Below are 16,444 nucleotides of genomic sequence, written 5' to 3'. Positions count from 1 at the left end.
AATAGTTACATGGATGAGACGAGTCGTGTTGGCGACGCTGCTCAAAGCAACACCGCGGCACAGAAACCATCCGTCGATAATGTCATCATTGCCGCTGCGCGTGAGAGCGTAATGACTGTTGGCTTGCGTAGGACTTCGATTGCAGAAATTGCTCGCAAGGCAGGAGTTTCGCGGCCGACTGTATATCGCCGTTACGCCGATATTGGCGAGCTTCTCGCGGAAGTGACCAACCGCGAAATCCTGCACATGCTTGAGGGGCTCCGTTATGTCCCTGGCGATTCACGCGCTCGTATGTTGCTGCGTATTCGAATCGTCGTTCAACGCATCATCGAAAGTGACTTTTTCCCTGGCCTAGTCAAGACAGATCCCGATCGCGTCTTAGAAGCGCTCACTGGAGAGATGAGCGACACTCAGCTGGAAATTGTGGAGAAGTTCATTCTCCCCGGTGTCCGTCACGGGCAGGAAGACGGCACTATTCGCGAGCACGATTCATATCTGCTGGCGCGAAACATTTACCGTCTGATTCAGACGATGGTGCTGGTGTGGCGTCCGGATGGCAAGGACGCGGCGCTAGACAAGAAATCTGTCGAAGAGGTCGTCGACATGGTTGACCGCTACTTGCGTCCGGATCCTGCGGATAACAAGAAGAACTAAGAGGTAAAAACCCGCCTGATGCTGGTATGAAACCAGGTCAGGCGGGTTATTTTTGCGCCCCCAGAAGGATTCGAACCCTCGACCAATCGGGTAGAAGCCGACTGCTCTGTCCACTGAGCTATGGAGGCTAGCTAAGAAAAGCATTGTAGCGTCTCTAATGTAGCCAATCACAACCGGTTCTCATCCCAGTGGTGTTACCGGTTCTGTTCTAGGGGCTTTGGTCGCTAAGCTTAGGGCTATGACTGCCACGACCAAGGCCGAGACCTCTCCGCCTGTTAGCAAGGATAAGAAAGTCCGTAAATCTGCTGGTTGGTACGTTGTTTTTGTGCTTATCGGCGGCGTTCTAGCTGGTTTGCTCTCGATGGCGTTCAACATGGATTCGCGCGCCACGTTGGGTATTCCGGATCCCGGCACAATCACCACCTTCGGGTTCCCGTTCGCCAAGGCGGTCGGTGAGCTGCTCGCCTGCCTCGGTGTCGGTTCGTTTATGCTCGCCGCTTTCGGTACGAAGCAGCGTGCCGACGGCACTTTGGGCCTCGACGGCTACACGGCATCCCGCACGGGTATGTGGGCCATGCTCGGCTGGGGTCTCATGGCGCTGATGGAGATTCCACTGGTTCTCTCCGATGTGTCGGGCCAGCCGCTGTCAACGACGATTCAGCTGAGCAACTGGGCTGTGTCCTTGGAGCAGACCAAGGAGGGCTTGGCGTGGCTGTGGGTAGCTATTTTTGCGGGCATTGTGGCGCTCGGCTCATCGCTGACTCGTAAGTGGATTTGGCAGCCGGTGTTCTTCGCCATCAGCTTGGTGTCGATGATGCCGTTGGCTGTTGTGAGCCACAACGCCTCCGGTGGTGCGCATGACTACGGCACCAACTCCTACATCTGGCACTTGACTTTCACTGTGTTTTGGGTCGGCGGTTTGATGGCGTTGGTTGGCCACGCGCGTCGTCGTGGTGAGTGGATGCCAGAAGTCGTGAAGCGCTACTCCTTCGTGGCGTTGGTTGCATTCATTGCAATGTCTGCCTCTGGCTTCATTAACGCAGCCATCAATATTGGCTGGTCTGATTTGGTCAGCAATAACTACGGCATCTTGGTGCTGGTCAAGGCGGTGCTCACCATCTTGCTGGGCCTGTGTGGCTATGTGCACCGCAAGATCACCATTCCGGAGATTGAGCGCGCTCAGTCGAATCGTCCATTCTGGCGTCTGGCCATTGTCGAGGTGATCATCATGGCGCTGACGATTGGCGTTGCCGTGGCCCTCGGCCGTACTCCGCCGCCACCGAATTTCTCTGAGCAGGCCGGTGGTGAGGGCCTGCCATCCATTACGCAGATGCAGGTCAAGCTCGGCTACAACCTGGAGATTCCATTCGGTTGGGAGGCCATGTTTACGCAGTGGCGCTTTGACATCTTCTTCGGCTCTGCCGCCATCATTGCCGCGTGGATTTACCTGTACTGGCTCTACCTACTGAAGAAGCGCGGCGGTACCTGGCCGCTTTCCAACACCCTGTGGTGGCTCGCCGGCTGTGCCACGTTGCTGTTTACTTCGTGCAGCGCGCTGGGCGTATACATGCCGGCTCTGTTCTCGGTTCACATGATTGCCCACATGCTTTACTCCATGGGTATTCCGGTCATGCTGGTGCTGGGCGGTCCTGTCACGCTCGCGCTGCGTGCGCTGAAGCCGGCCGGCCGTGATGGTCTGCCGGGTATTCGTGAGTGGCTGGTGGTCTTCATCAACAACCCGGTGTCGCGTTTCCTCACTCACCCGGTGGTAGCAACGGTGCAGTTCGTCGCAGGTTTCTACCTGCTCTATATGACACCGATCTACGACTTCCTGGCCGATGAGCACGCGGGTCACGTGTTCATGAACATCCACTTCTTGATCTCCGGTTACATCTTCTACTGGGTCATTATTGGTGTCGATGCTGCACCACAGCAGATTGAACCGTCGGTCAAGCTGGTCACGCTGATGGGCTCGTTGCCGTTCCACGCTTGGTTCGGTATTTCGCTGATGCAGTCGCAGAAGGTGCTTGCCGAGACCTACTACGCCAGCCTGGATCTCCCTTGGGCAGTCAATCTCCTGGAGGATCAGAATGTTGGTGGTGCCGTCGCGTGGGCTGCAGGTGAGGTTCCGCTCTATATCGTCACCGTTGCGCTGTTTGTGCAGTGGCGGCGTTCCGATGAAAAGGATGCAGCCCGCTACGACCGCGTCGCAGACCGTAACAACGATGAGGAGTTGGCCGCTTACAACGAAATGCTCGCACGTATGAGCCAGCAGGTCGGTGTTGGTGGCGAGGATGAGCGCGATTACTACACCTCGGAGGTTGACGCGCAGCATCCGGTGCACATGGACAATCCGATTGATGCCTCGAAGAGGCGTGGAAGGTAGCGTCGTTAAGCTGATTTCGTTCGCTTGACGACGAGGATTGCTGCGACTTCGCTCCTCAACTTCATACGTAGCCTGTGGATAGTTGTCTTTTTGACGAACTTATCCACAGGCTTTTTATGTACCTCTTTCATTTGTTTCTCGAAGCCGGAAAAGTAATTGGCACGGCACGAATGAGACATCTTCGGATTATTCGGCCGCAGTAGGTAAACGCTTTCTTTGGGGGAGGAGCCCGATGTCTGAGGCAGTTATTACCGTGGTGGGCAATGTGGTCCATCATGTGGAAAATCGAAATACCAATTCTGGGGCAAAGGTCTGCAAGTTTTCTGTGGCATCCAGCAAGTCATGGAAGGGGGAGAATGGTTGGGAGCAGTCGGAGACGTCATATTTTGATGTTGAATGCTGGGGCAAACTAGCCGAGAACGTGAATAACACGGTGTGGAAGGGCCAAGCCGTTATTGTCCACGGTCACGTTCGTACGGATCGTTGGGAGGGCGATGATGGTACGAAGCATCAGCGCCAGAAGATTATTGCTAAGGCGGTGGGGCCGAATCTGCGTCGTCACCTGGCAACGGTCAAGACTATGACTGAGAAGCCGCATGAGTCGCCGACGGGTCTTGGTGAGGCTGCTGCTGGGGAATCGGACGCCTCGGTTACTGAGACAGTGCGTACATTCAGCGCTGGTGCTGGCGACGCTAGTGAGGCTGGGAACACAAGTGCAGCTCGTGCTGAGCAGCAAGAAATGGCTGGTGCAGGAGCTAGTGCGCCGTTTTAGTGACGGAGTTAGTTGGCCTGTTCCAGGCAAGGAGTTAGTTGGTCGTTCTAGAGCGGATTAAGGGGGGGCGTTAAAAGAGGGGAGGGGTATTTGCTGCATGTGAGGTGACGCTGCTGAGAAAGGGGGAGGGGCCGCATACGATTCGGCAGCGTTATCTCGCAGCTAGTTTTGCTAGCAGCCTGGCAGAGATTTTGGTGGGAAAGGAATGCGGGTACGCCCTTGTAGATTGTGCCTTTTGGCTCCTATGCGTAACCTCTACAGGGATTGCTTATTTCCTTTTTACGAGGGGACGAAATTCCACCATGGGTGAGTTCATCTACCAGATGAAAAACGTGCGTAAGGCACACGGCGATAAGGTTATTCTCGACAACGTCACCATGGCGTTTTACCCGGGCGCAAAGATCGGCGTGGTCGGTCCGAACGGTGCAGGTAAGTCGTCGATTCTGAAGATTATGGCTGGCCTGGATCAGCCGAGTAACGGTGAAGCTTTCCTGGAGCCGGGCGCCACTGTCGGCATCCTGCTGCAGGAGCCTCCGCTGAATGAGGAGAAGACTGTTCGCGGCAACGTCGAGGAAGGCCTCGGCGACATCTTCGAGAAGAAGGCTCGTTTTGAAGCCATCGCCGAGGAGATGGCCACCAATTACACCGACGAGCTCATGGAAGAAATGGGCAAGCTCCAGGAGGAGCTCGACGCCGCTGATGCTTGGGAGCTGGACTCCAAGATTGAGCAGGCAATGGATGCGCTTCGCTGCCCGCCGGCAGACGAGCCGGTTACTCATCTCTCCGGTGGTGAGCGTCGTCGTGTAGCACTGGCTAAGCTGCTGCTCTCCGAGCCGGACCTGCTGCTTCTCGACGAGCCCACTAACCACCTGGACGCCGAGTCCGTGCTGTGGCTCGAGCAGCACCTGGCTAAGTACCCGGGTGCCGTCCTGGCCGTGACTCACGACCGTTACTTCCTGGATCACGTCGCTGGCTGGATTTGTGAGGTCGACCGCGGCAAGCTCTACCCGTACGAGGGCAATTACTCGACTTACCTGGAGAAGAAGGCTGAGCGCCTTGAGGTTGCAGGTAAGAAGGACGCCAAGCTGCAGAAGCGCCTGAAGGATGAGCTGGCGTGGGTCCGCTCGGGGCAGAAGGCTCGCCAGGCCAAGAACAAGGCCCGTCTGGAGCGCTACGAGCAGATGGTGGAGGAAGCCGAGCAGTACAAGAAGCTCGACTTCGAAGAAATCCAGATTCCGACCCCGCCGCGCCTGGGTAACCAGGTTGTTGAGGTCAAGGACCTGGAGAAGGGCTTTGATGGTCGCGTCCTGATTAAGGACCTGTCGTTCACCCTGCCGCGTAACGGCATCGTCGGTGTGATTGGCCCGAACGGTGTGGGTAAGTCCACCTTGTTCAAGACCATCGTGGGGCTGGAGCAGCCGGATTCCGGTGAGGTCAAGGTCGGTCAGACTGTTCAGCTCAGCTACGTAGACCAGGGTCGTGAAAACATCGATCCGGAAAAGACCGTCTGGGAGGTCGTCTCTGATGGTCTCGACTACATCGTGGTCGGCCAGAACGAGATGCCGTCTCGTGCGTACCTGTCTGCCTTTGGTTTCAAGGGCGCGGACCAGCAGAAGCCATCGAAGGTTCTCTCCGGTGGTGAGCGCAACCGTCTCAACCTCGCGCTGACCCTGAAGCAGGGCGGTAACCTGATCCTCCTGGATGAGCCGACTAACGACCTTGACGTCGAAACCCTGTCTTCGCTGGAAAACGCACTGCAGAACTTCCCGGGCTGTGCCGTGGTCATTTCCCACGACCGTTGGTTCCTGGACCGCACCTGTACCCACATCCTCGCATGGGAAGGCAACTTCGAAGAGGGCAAGTGGTTCTGGTACGAGGGCAACTTCGAGGGCTACGAGAAGAACAAGATTGAGCGTTACGGCGAGGAGGCTGCACGCCCGTCGCGCGTCACTCACCGTCGCCTGACCCGCTAATCTATTTCTCGCGCATCTGATTTTTGCCGACGGCAAAGCCCGGAACCGTGTGGACTGGCTCGCACCAGTGCACAGGTCCCGGGCTTTCGCGTATTCGCAGGATTGTAGCCCCAGAAAACGCCTATAGTTCTGGGTATGACTGAATCAGCACCATTTCGTACCAACGTCGCTATCCGCTGGTCTGATTTCGATCAGTACGGCCACGCTAACAACACCGCTTTCCTGGAATACGCCCAGCAGGCTCGTCTGGACTTTGTGATGCGCGGCCTCGGCGGCGGGGCAGGGAGGCCCGCGGCAGTGGTGCGTCGCCTGGAGATCGACTACGTCCGCGCAATTTTGCCGGACACCCAGGAAGTTGTGGTTGAGACTGAGATCATCAACTTCGGTCGCACCTCTTTCACACTCCGCCAGACTATCTCCGACCAGCATGGTCACATCGTGGCTGTGCTCGAAACCGTGATGGTGATGTTTGATCTCAAGACTGCGAAGGCAGTCGAGCTCTCCCCGTCTGCCCGCCGTGAACTGGAGCGTTTTGCAGCTCCCGCAATCGAAGACAACAAGGAAGACCAGGACAAGTAATTCGCCGTGACTACTTCTCACCCCGTTGCCGAGCTGACCTTCGGCACTCCCGATGCCCTGAAGAATCTGGGCGTCCTGGCCCATAAGGCCTATGCCCTCGACGAGAACACGTTGCTGCGTATCCGAGCCCGCAAGACCACCTCCAGTACCAGCTCCATCACCGCCGCCGGTATCAGTTCCTCGTCCCAGCCCACCGCTGCGCCAGCAATGTCGCAGGTATGGGTGAAGACCCCGATCGGCCCGCTCGCCATGCGCACAATTGCGCTACACGCGCTTCCCGACGACATCATCGTCACTGTCGCGGAGATTAAAGACATCGCAGTGCGTGCCTTTGCGCAGGCAAAATCATCCGACGATGCGGAGGACAAGGAAGCTTCGCTCACCGCGTTGCCGTACCGGGTGCATGCGCAGTCGGCGTCCGCCTGGCCGGGATTCCTGCCGGTGCCGGAAGGATGGCAGGTTGTCGATTATGTTCCGGCCACTGCTTTCCGGACTCTCGAGAAGCAGGGGCGCGCGGTCGCTGTGGAATCTTCCGGCCCCATGGGAATGCCGCCATCTCTGCTGGATCAGAAGGTTCTTACTGTCAGCGGAGATACCAGCGACGCAGCCACCGGCACAGCCACTGCCTCCGGTGAAGCCACTGTTGACTCAGGGGAGGGGCAGTCGCAGGAGACGTCGAAAAGCGTTGTCGACGTGACCATGCGGGATGTGTTTGCGCTGTGTGCGATGGGCTTCATTCCGGAGCAACCGGATGAAAAAGAGCCGGTGCGCGTGTCCACGAAGGGACGGTGGCATCGGCTGGATGGGCGATTTGGCTCAATCTTTACGCTTGAGTCCTTCGGCGTGCTGCCGCTGCTGAACTAGCGGGGCAGGGGCCTAATTCCTACTGCGCGTCGAAGCGGTTGATGAGCATGTCAGCGACCTGCACCATGTGGTTCCACATGGCTTCGCGCTGAGGGCGGGGGAGCTCTTCATCGGAAATGTCTGCGAGTGAGGCGCTCATGATCTCCAGCCAACGGTCGCGTTCGGCTTCGCCGATGGAAAACGGCATGTGGCGCATGCGCAGGCGCGGATGACCACGCTGTTCGCTGTACGTACGCGGCCCGCCCCAGTACTGGACGAGGAACATGCGGAGTCGATCCTCGGCGCCCTCCCAGTCATCGCTGGGGTACATCGGTCCGATGAGGTCATCGGAACGCATACGCGTGTAAAAGCCATGGACGATGCGATTGAAGACATCCTCGCCGCCGACGGAGTCAAAGAGCGTCTGAGAAGTTGTCATGGCACCAAGTCTATCGACTTGATGCCACGAAAACGATAACGGCCAAAGTGCCGGCCGAAATCACTTGCTACTTCGCGTCGAACTCGCGGGCGCGAAGAGCGAGCTTCACCAGGAACTGCTGCTCAGAGATGATGCGCTTGACCGGCGCTGCGGTCTCGTCGCTGTCGAGCAGACGTTGAGCAGCCGCAATTGCCTCATCGCTGATCTCCCAGGTGGGGTAGAAGCCCTCGAGCAGAGTCTGGGCCGTCTCGGAGGAGAACTGCTTCCACCAGCTGTTGGCAACAGCGAAGAAGTGCTCCGAAAGCGAGGTCGCCGACTGCTCCGCGTTGATGGTGGCGCGGGAGCCGTCGTCAAGCGCCTGTGCGAGCACCGCACCCGAGCCCGGCGCGTTGAAGCCGGCCAGCAAGTGGCGAATGACAAGGTTCGACGGGGCATCGTTGCCGGAGACCGTCGCCTCTGCCCAGACGCGGGACTTGTTGGCGAGCGTCGGCACGGAGGCGCGGCAGGCGATGGCGGCCTGCGCACCGAGTGCCGAGTTGTCGGTCTTCTCAAGCTTTGCGATGGCTTCCTCGCCTTCGAGACCTGCGGAAACCAGCGCCTTCAGGGCGCGCCACTGCATGTCGGTGTCTACCGTGACAGCTGGGAAACCAGCCTTGTCTGCGTCGCCAGCGTAGATGGCGTGCAGTGCGTCAACGACGTCGCTATTCGACGAGCCCACGGTGGTCAAAGCGTTAACGAAGATCAGGGCGCGGTCGGCGTCGGTTTCCTTCTTCGCGTAGTCCAACAGACCCTGAGCCAGCAGGTCGCGGCCAGTGGAATCAGCCCACTGTGGATCGGCGTAGACGTTGACGGCGCTGACCGCCTGAGCGATGACGCGCTCCAAGACGGAGAGCTTGTCCTCGCCCGGGATGCCGCGGAGTACCAGGTTGACGAAGTCGCGAGCGCGCATCTGGCCTGCGCGAACCATCTGCCAGGTGGCGGACCAGCACAGTGTGCGCGCCATCGAATCGGTGAAAGCGCCGATGTTGTCGATCACGGTGGCAAGTGAGCCTTCGTCCAGGCGAATCATGCTGTAGGTGAGGTCGTCGTCATTAACCAGCACGACATCGCCGACTGGGGTGTCGACCAGTTCTGGGACTTCGGTGCGGGCACCGCGGACGTCGATTTCGACGCGCTTGGTGCGCTCGAGTACGGCATCCGCGTCGGTGCCGCGCAGGTTGTAGATACCCACGGCGATTCGGTGATCGCGGAGTTCTCCGGCGCCCGGCTCGGCACCTTCCTGCGTGACTGCGAAGGAGGTGTATTTGCCGGCCGACTGGCGGAAGTCTGGTGCCAGGGTGGTGATGCCAGTAGTGGTCAGCCACTGATCGGCCCAGCCAGACAGATCGCGACCGGAAGCCTCGGAGAGCGCGTCCAGCAGGTCCGCGAAGGTGGCGTTGCCAAAGCGGTGACGGGAAAAGTGAAGACGAGCACCGGCGAGGAAGGCGTCCTGACCAACGTAGGCGGCCAGCTGCTTGAGGGTAGAAGCGCCCTTGGCGTAGGTGATGCCGTCGAAGTTCTGCTCGACGGTGTCAATGTCGCTGGCATCGGCGGCAATCGGGTGCGTCGACGGCAGCTGATCCTGCTTGTAGGCCCAGGCCTTCTCTACGTTGGCGAAAGTGGTCCAAGCGTGGCTGTAATCGGAAACCTCGACCTGAGCGGCCGCGGCCGACCAGGTGGCGAAGGACTCATTGAGCCAGAGGTCATCCCACCACTGCATGGTGACCAAATCACCGAACCACATGTGAGCCATCTCGTGCAGGATGGTGTCGTTGCGGCGCTCGTAGAGGTAATGGGTGGGCTTGGAGCGGAAGACGTACTCGTCGCGGATGGTCACGCAGCCGGCGTTTTCCATCGCGCCCATGTTGTATTCCGGGCAGAAGATCTGGTCGTACTTACCGAACGGGTACGGCTCGCCGAAATGCTTGGCGTAGAAGTCGAAGCCTTCCTTGGTCTCCTTGAACAAGGTGTCGGCATCGAGGTACTCGGCGATGGACTGGCGGCAGTAGAGTCCCAGTGGAATGGTCAGCTCGCCATCCGGCTGGTGCTCAGCAGGGGTTTCCGGGTGCGGTGCGACAGTGCCGGTCCACGAGTCAGTGACCTCGTGCCATGGGCCCGCACAGACTGCGATGAGATACGTCGACAGCGGAACGTCCACCGAGAAGTCGAAGGTGTCGGCCTCATTGCCGTGGACATCGGTGGTGGCGCCGGTCTTGGCCACCGAGTTGGAAATAACCTTCCAGCCCTTCGGTGCCACGACGTGGATTGAATACGTCGCCTTCAAATCCGGCTGGTCAAAGCAGGCGAACACGCGCTTGGCGTCGGCAGTTTCAAACTGCGAGTACAGGTATGTTTCGCCGTCGGCAGGATCCTGGAAGCGGTGAATTCCCTGGCCGTTGTTGGTGTAACGGCAGTCCGCGTCGATAACGATGGTGTGGTCACCTTCGGTCAGATCCACGTTAATGCCGGTTTCGCTGGCATAGCGAGCGGCCTCCGTAGCATCGATGCCGTCGATGGTCACACTCTTGACGACTGCATCACGCAGGTCAATAAAGGTGGAACCAGCGCGCTTCGCCGTCAGAGAAATTGCGGTCGTGGAAGCGAATGTTGGTGCACTGTGCGGCCCACCGACAGGTGCGGTAGTGAGGTCAAGAGAGATGTCGTAGTGGGACACCTCGAGCATGGCCGCACGGTCGGCGGCCTCGGTCCTGGTTAGGTTCGTGGAAGTCATGCGACAAGTGTAACCACGACCCCGGATTGGGAATCGGGCAGTAGCGGGGTGGGCGGCGTGACCTCGACTTCCTCGCTCATTCCACGTCGATTGAGGCGGTCGCATTGGCGGTCGATTGGCGGTCGAAGGGACGAGATTTTGGCTTCTTCGGCATGCGAGCAAAGCCGATTGTGAATACACTTCGTTTCATGTACGAACTCAGTGATGATACAAGCAAGGTTGAACGGGTCAACGCGGCGTGGGATCGCATTGAAGCAAAGCTTGGCGACGATGCCCTGGAGGCCCCGGCGACAGAAGCGGAACTGGATCAGCTTGAGGCTGACCTCGGAGTAAAGCTGCCAGACTACGTGCGAGCTTCGTGGCTGCGGCACGCGTCTGTGGACGGTGAGCCGTGGGACGGTGGCTGGATTGCGCCGCCGAAGTCGATTCTGAACGACTACAAGCTGTGGACTCAGCTGCAGGCAGACGGCGACTTCGATGATTTTGAAGCCGAAGGCATGGACAGCGCCGACTCGGATGGCAAGTGGTATCACGAGGCATGGATTCCGCTGGTCATGGACTTCGGCGGAAACAACTACTGTTTGGACATGCGCTCGGGGAAGATGGTCTCTATGGATCACGAGGTGGGCCCGGAGTTCCTGGACTACGCAGATTGGCCTGCCTACCTGGAGGCCACCGCTGATTGTTTGGAGGACACGGGCTTGCCCTCGCGTGGTTAGGATCCTCACATGGCCACTGGGAAGTCCCGGAGGGAACGAACCGCAAATAGGCGGAAAACATGAATGCGAGCCGAAAAATTCCCCCCTATAGTCGTTGATAAGTCAATCAATGCTTTAGGAGGACTTTCACATGAGCAATCGAGACAAGGTCACTTTCTACTTCGACGTTTCCTGCCCGTTTTGCTGGGTGACGTCGCGCTGGATTAAGGAAGTCGAAAAGGTCCGCGACATCGCGGTCGAGTGGAAGCCGATGAGCCTGTCGGTACTCAATGAAGGCCGCGACGAGCTGCCGGAAGAGTACAAGTTCATGATGCAGTGCAACTGGACCCCGGCACGCCTGTTTAATGCAGTGTTCTCCCAGGATGGTCAGGAGGCCGTCGACAAGCTCTACACCGCGCTGGGCACGAAGATTCACAACGAAAACCGCATCGATCGTCATGCGCATGTCGACGAGCCGGAGCATGCATTCGACGAACTGATTAAGGAAGCCCTCGCAGAGGTTGGACTGCCGGAAGAGCGCCTGGCACAGGCCCTGACTACCGAGTTCGATGAGCTCATGCGTGAAAACCACGCAGAGGCCATGAAGGAGGTCGGCAACGACGTCGGCACTCCGGTGGTCAAGCTCAACGACGTTGCCTTCTTCGGTCCGGTGCTTACCCGTATCCCACGCGGCGAAGAAGCCGGCAAGATTTTCGACGGCTCGGTTGCCGTCGCCAGCTACCCGTACTTCTTCGAAATTAAGCGCTCTCGCACTGAGGATCCGCGCTTCGACTAAGAAACCTGTAGCAGCTGGGGCATGCGGCTAAGGAACCTGAGCGGCCCTATCTTCGGCATTCTGCCCGGTAGAGGCCTGCTGTTCTTCTTCGCTCATGGCAGCCCACCGTGGTGGAATGTAGATGCAGGTCGGGTCGGATGCGGTGTAATCGCCGGTCAGTGCATACGCAGTGGATCGGGATCCACCGCATACGCTGTGGTATTCACAGACGCTGCACTTGCCGTGCCAATTATCAGGATCACGAAGGGCTTTGAACGCCGGCGAGTTCGAATAGATTTCCTGGAATGGTGTTGCCTTTACATTGCCGCAGTGAAGCGGCAGGAAACCATTGGGATAGACATCGCCGATATGGTCGATGAAGGCAAAACCTGACCCGGAATTGACGGCCATCGGGGAGCGCGGTCGGCGTGGCTTTTCCGGTTCAGCGCCGAGCAGCTTTGTCGTTTCCTCGGTCAAGTAGCGGTAGAGCTCGCCGCCCTCATAGGGTGGCAGCCCTTTTTCTTTCGCTTCCTCCTGCTGCATGACGACGCGCCGATACTGCGGCGCCTCCGTCGTCTTAATGGCAATTCGGTTGGACACATCCGATAGCCAGTGAAGAACATCCTCGCGTTCCTCCGGCGACAAAGCGCCCAAATCCGCGCCGCGACCAGTGGGAACGAGGAAAAAGACGTACCACATCTTGGCCTGCATCTCCATGACCGTCTTCAGCAGCGCTGGCGCCTCATGAATATTTCCCTTGGTCAGGGTCGAATTAATCTGCAGCCGGTAACCGGCCTCGTTGATGTGCGGAGCCATTTCAAGCGTCTTTTCAAAAGTCCCCGAAAACCCGCGGAACTTGTCATGGGTCTGGGCGGTCGCGCCATCGAGCGACATCGACATCGCCTTACCTCCGGCCTCACGCAGCGACTGAATTCGCTCCGGCGTCAACCGCGGCGTCACCGATGGCGACAGCGACATGTTCAGACCGTGCTCCGTGCCGAATCGCACCAATTCTTCCAGGTCATCACGCTCAAACGGATCGCCGCCGGTGAGCACTACAAGCGGCTTCGGCTTGCTATACGCCGCCAAGGTCTCTAGCAGCGTCTTGCCCTCGGTGGTCGAAAGCTGAAGTGGATGCGGCTCATGTTGCGCATCAGCGCGGCAGTGCTTGCAGACTAGGCCACAAGCCCGCGTGACCTCCCAAATGACAATAAATGGCTTCTTGTTGATGTCATGCCGAACCGTTCGCACCACCGGTGCGTGATGATGCCCATGGGAGCCATGAGCTTCCGGATCGACTTGGAAGTGAGCTTGCGGCGCAGGAGACACGGTAAAAGCACCCAATTTCCGGTTTCGAAGACGTGCTGAAACGCAAAAACAGTTTCATTTTCACCCTATTCGGCTGCGCAGGGGGACGTCGTCAAGCAATACCTAAAACGGGTGCAGACACCGTCAAATCCGTGGGAACCGCTAGACTTGCTGCCATGCGTATTTACCTTGGTGCAGACCACGCCGGTTTTGAAATGAAGAACCTGATTAAGACCCACCTGGAGAAGGCGGGCCACGACGTCGTTGACTGCGGCGCTCACACCTACGACCCTGCAGATGACTACCCAGCATTCTGCATCGAGGCGGCTTCCCGTACCGTCGCCGATCCGGGCAGCCTGGGCATCGTGCTCGGCGGTTCCGGCAACGGCGAGCAGATCGCTGCTAACAAGGTCAAGGGCGCTCGTTGTGCGCTGGCTTGGTCGGTGGAGACCGCAAAGCTCGCCCGCGAGCACAACAACGCTCAGCTGATCGGCCTCGGTGGTCGTATGCACTCTGAGGAAGAGGCTCTGGCCATCGTCGATGCTTTCGTCTCCCAGCCGTGGAGCGAGGAGGAGCGTCACCAGCGCCGCATCGACATTCTGGCAGAGTACGAAAAGACTGGCGTCGCCCCGGAGCTGCCTGAGGCTTAAAGGGTTGTTGTTCGCTATCTGTTGATAGGAATAAAAGGGTCTGGTTCCAGAAAACTCTGGAACCAGACCCTTTTTATGTATAGACGGAGTAGGAATTGTCGTATGACAATTCCAGAAGTGCATCGCCGAGTAACTATTGTGCTATTCCCCGGGTTCGAGCTCTTGGACGTATTTGGGCCGGTTGGCCTTTTTGGTCATGTCCCAGAGATTGAGGTCGAATATGTCGCCCACATTTCTGGTCCGATAACCAGCGCTCAGGGGGCGCAGGTTATTACCACACGTTGTGCCGCTGACCTCGAAACGGTCGATATTCTTCTAGTTCCTGGCGGAGCCGGGAGTAGAACACTAGTTGAGGATGCAGATTTTTTGGACTGGCTTAACAACCTCGGATCCCGGGCGCGGTTAGTGGCATCGGTTTGCACAGGTTCTGCACTGCTTGCTGCGGCTGGGCTTCTTGAAGGAAAACGGGCAACTAGTAATAAGTTGGCTTTTGATTGGGCTACCTCGTTCGGAAACGAAGTGACGTGGGTGAAAGAGGCTCGATGGGTTGAAGACAGAGATCGGTGGAGCTCATCAGGAGTCGCAGCAGGTATGGATATGGCTGTTGCTTTAATTAGCAGCATCCTTGGCAAGGAAGCTGGTCGATTCGCCGCCAGAAAAATTGAGTATCGGCCCCAGACAGACGGCACTGTCGATCCTTTTGCGGATTTAGCGAAATAGCGGCGCCGGGCTTTTTCTAAATATCGAAACCGTCGAATCCGCCGTCGAAGAATCCGCCACCGTCACTGCCACCGTCGCCGCCGCCGAAGAGTCCGTCGAAGAAACCTCCGCCGTCGTCTGCGTCACCGGCATCTGCACCGCCGCCACCGAAGTCGCCGCCAAGGTCATCTCCACCGAAATCGTCTCCACCGAAGTCTTCGGCTCCAAAGTCCTCGGTGCCACCGAAGTCGTCAGCGCCGGTGCCCATGCCGCTGGCGAACTCATCAGCGCCGTAGGCAACACCGGCCATACCGTGGAAGAGGGTAGAGAACAGCAGCATCGAGCCTGCGGTCCAGACACCGGTGCGGAGCGCGGACTTCCACCATGGCTCGGAGTACCAACCGGCTGGAACCGGACGGCCAGCGACACGGCCGCCGGGGTAGTAGTTCGGAGTCTCAGGGGTGGCGTATGGAGAGGCGGTAACCGAGTGGCCTTCGTGCTCAATGGTGCGAGTTTCGGTCACAGAACCAGCAGCCTTCTGGCCTTCCAGTGGTGGCAGTGTCGGCCCCGCCGGCAGGCCCATGATCTCGCGAGCTGCATTGATGTAGTGCAGGCCCTCCAGCGCCGATTCGCGCGCCATTCGTGCCTGTGCTGGGGTGCGTGCAGTAGAAATCTGCGAGGAAGCAGCGTTGTAGCGCTCGGATGCGTCAGCAAGAGCCTGTGTGGAAGCCGAATCGGTGCCAGCGAGATTCAGCACCTGTGAGCCCAGTCGCTCAATCCATCGGCGGGCGTCTGCGACGGCGTCTTCCAATTGATTGTTCTGGCGGGCATCAAAGGCCCTGTTAGAACGGTTTTGAGCCATCGACGCGATGATAATTGCGCCGCCGACGGTGATAGCGATCAGGATTAAAGCCCCCATGGGCTAGGCCTCCAAAAAGGAAATTTCGAGTATTGCTAGTAATTACTTCAAACAACGCATGTAGAGCGCGAAAAGTTCCCGAGCTGACATCTCTGTGCGACAGAGGCAGCTCGGGAACCAGGAAATGATTGGGTATGGGTAGGTATCTATGACTCGGCGGAGTCGGTGCGCTTGGTGCGGCTCTTTCGATTGGCGTGCCATTCGCGAACTTCTTCGGAATCCCACAGGGTCAACCCATGAAGCTTCGCGACGGGCTCAGGAGCCTTTTTGCGGCCAGCGTAGCTGGTGAAAGTGCCACGTGCGGTGCCGGAAAAAGCAGCGCATTCGACCGCGGTCCATAGTTCGTGTCCAGTATCGGCATCGATAATGGTGGGCTTCATGGTGCCCAGAGTACCCGTGGCACTGGATCCTGAACAGAGGGCAGAAGAATTTCTGGCCCCGGGCATCAGCTTGGAAAAAACAAAAACCGGGAGCAAAGCTCCCGGTTACGTGGAGGGGATGACGGGAATCGAACCCGCGTCTTCAGCTTGGAAGGCTGAGGTATTAGCCACTATACGACATCCCCATAGACAGAAATCCGGCTTAGCTACTCAATCGTTTCCACCAGACTGTGTCTTGGTACAAGGCATACTAACCCGTTAAAGCGCACATACAAAAATCGATGCCAGGTTTTTCTCGAAGGCTTTAAAGAAAAGTGGCTGTGGCCGGGAAAAACAGAAAATGAAACTAAAGCAACGTGGGGTATGTGAAACAGGCATATAGCCGTTGATTACACTGTCACACGACTCAACAAAGGGGCGGTCGTTTTAGGCGGTTTCTTTGATGAGTCGGCCGACGAATGGAGTGTTTGCAGTAAACGAGGCCGCCAAAAGCAGTGCTGAGGTGATGCAAACGCCCGGTGATATGCATGGATTTCATGAAACCAGTAGTAGTTGGCAGGTTGGCTCTCGATGGCGTCGTAAAGCGTTTTCAGATAGAG

At 58.0% G+C, this 16,444-nt stretch carries 15 protein-coding genes and 2 tRNA genes; 10 read left to right on the top strand and 7 right to left on the bottom strand.

The features are described from left to right. Positions 1–9 precede the first annotated feature (9 nt). Complete coding sequence (locus tag HMPREF2708_RS08365; protein ID WP_070833860.1) at positions 10–654, top strand: TetR/AcrR family transcriptional regulator; 645 nt, start codon at positions 10–12, stop codon at positions 652–654. A gap of 55 nt (positions 655–709) precedes the next feature. Here HMPREF2708_RS08365 and HMPREF2708_RS08360 read toward each other — a convergent pair. Further along, a tRNA-Arg gene (locus HMPREF2708_RS08360) sits at positions 710–782 on the bottom strand. A gap of 110 nt (positions 783–892) precedes the next feature. Here HMPREF2708_RS08360 and HMPREF2708_RS08355 point away from each other — a divergent pair. From HMPREF2708_RS08355 to HMPREF2708_RS08335, 5 genes are all read left to right on the top strand, one after another. Next, positions 893–3,040, top strand: a complete 2,148-nt coding sequence (locus HMPREF2708_RS08355; RefSeq protein WP_070833859.1) for a bifunctional copper resistance protein CopD/cytochrome c oxidase assembly protein — start codon at positions 893–895, stop codon at positions 3,038–3,040. Between the two features lie 232 nt (positions 3,041–3,272). Continuing rightward, a complete protein-coding gene (locus HMPREF2708_RS08350; RefSeq protein ID WP_070833858.1) occupies positions 3,273–3,812 on the top strand; it encodes a single-stranded DNA-binding protein in 540 nt (179 codons plus the stop codon). 302 nt (positions 3,813–4,114) lie between these two features. Then, positions 4,115–5,785, top strand: a complete 1,671-nt coding sequence (gene ettA, locus HMPREF2708_RS08345) for an energy-dependent translational throttle protein EttA (RefSeq protein WP_070833857.1) — start codon at positions 4,115–4,117, stop codon at positions 5,783–5,785. Between the two features lie 135 nt (positions 5,786–5,920). Continuing rightward, positions 5,921–6,364, top strand: a complete 444-nt coding sequence (locus HMPREF2708_RS08340; RefSeq protein ID WP_070833856.1) for an acyl-CoA thioesterase — start codon at positions 5,921–5,923, stop codon at positions 6,362–6,364. A gap of 6 nt (positions 6,365–6,370) precedes the next feature. After that, entirely contained in the window at positions 6,371–7,228 is an 858-nt protein-coding gene (locus HMPREF2708_RS08335) for a DUF8185 domain-containing protein (RefSeq protein WP_070833855.1), read from the top strand. 19 nt (positions 7,229–7,247) lie between these two features. On the opposite strand, the gene HMPREF2708_RS08330 is transcribed toward HMPREF2708_RS08335, so the two are convergent. Continuing rightward, a complete protein-coding gene (locus tag HMPREF2708_RS08330) occupies positions 7,248–7,646 on the bottom strand; it encodes a globin (RefSeq protein WP_070833854.1) in 399 nt (132 codons plus the stop codon). A gap of 67 nt (positions 7,647–7,713) precedes the next feature. Further along, positions 7,714–10,416, bottom strand: coding sequence for an aminopeptidase N (pepN, locus tag HMPREF2708_RS08325; RefSeq protein WP_070833853.1), 2,703 nt, complete (start codon positions 10,414–10,416; stop codon positions 7,714–7,716). A 188-nt stretch (positions 10,417–10,604) separates the two neighbouring features. Between pepN and HMPREF2708_RS08320 the strand changes: the two genes are divergently transcribed. Then, on the top strand, positions 10,605–11,135 hold the full coding sequence (locus HMPREF2708_RS08320) for an SMI1/KNR4 family protein (protein WP_246840393.1): 531 nt from the start codon (positions 10,605–10,607) through the stop codon (positions 11,133–11,135). 130 nt (positions 11,136–11,265) lie between these two features. Beyond that, entirely contained in the window at positions 11,266–11,910 is a 645-nt protein-coding gene (locus HMPREF2708_RS08315; RefSeq protein WP_070833851.1) for a mycothiol-dependent nitroreductase Rv2466c family protein, read from the top strand. 27 nt (positions 11,911–11,937) lie between these two features. Here the strand turns inward: HMPREF2708_RS08315 and HMPREF2708_RS08310 are convergent, their stop codons facing one another. Further along, positions 11,938–13,143 (bottom strand): TIGR04053 family radical SAM/SPASM domain-containing protein, encoded by a 1,206-nt coding sequence (locus tag HMPREF2708_RS08310; protein WP_070833850.1) that lies wholly within the window; start codon positions 13,141–13,143, stop codon positions 11,938–11,940. A 230-nt stretch (positions 13,144–13,373) separates the two neighbouring features. Between HMPREF2708_RS08310 and HMPREF2708_RS08305 the strand changes: the two genes are divergently transcribed. Next, the gene (locus HMPREF2708_RS08305) at positions 13,374–13,847 is read left to right on the top strand and encodes a ribose-5-phosphate isomerase (RefSeq protein ID WP_070833849.1); all 474 of its coding nucleotides are present in this window, start codon (positions 13,374–13,376) and stop codon (positions 13,845–13,847) included. A 102-nt stretch (positions 13,848–13,949) separates the two neighbouring features. Continuing rightward, entirely contained in the window at positions 13,950–14,567 is a 618-nt protein-coding gene (locus tag HMPREF2708_RS08300; RefSeq protein ID WP_070833848.1) for a DJ-1/PfpI family protein, read from the top strand. 16 nt (positions 14,568–14,583) lie between these two features. Here HMPREF2708_RS08300 and HMPREF2708_RS08295 read toward each other — a convergent pair whose 3' ends face one another. The 3 genes from HMPREF2708_RS08295 to HMPREF2708_RS08285 form a co-directional block, all read right to left on the bottom strand. Then, complete coding sequence (locus tag HMPREF2708_RS08295) at positions 14,584–15,465, bottom strand: hypothetical protein (RefSeq protein WP_070833847.1); 882 nt, start codon at positions 15,463–15,465, stop codon at positions 14,584–14,586. A 146-nt stretch (positions 15,466–15,611) separates the two neighbouring features. Then, positions 15,612–15,845, bottom strand: a complete 234-nt coding sequence (locus HMPREF2708_RS08290) for a hypothetical protein (protein WP_070833846.1) — start codon at positions 15,843–15,845, stop codon at positions 15,612–15,614. A 110-nt stretch (positions 15,846–15,955) separates the two neighbouring features. Next, positions 15,956–16,030 (bottom strand) — tRNA-Gly (locus HMPREF2708_RS08285). Between the last annotated feature and the right edge of the window lie 414 nt (positions 16,031–16,444).

Source organism: Corynebacterium sp. HMSC073H12, from assembly GCF_001837775.1.
Classification (GTDB): Bacteria; Actinomycetota; Actinomycetes; order Mycobacteriales; family Mycobacteriaceae; genus Corynebacterium; species Corynebacterium amycolatum.
Note: the sequence above shows the minus strand (reverse complement) of the source record. Positions and strands in the feature narration are given on the sequence as shown.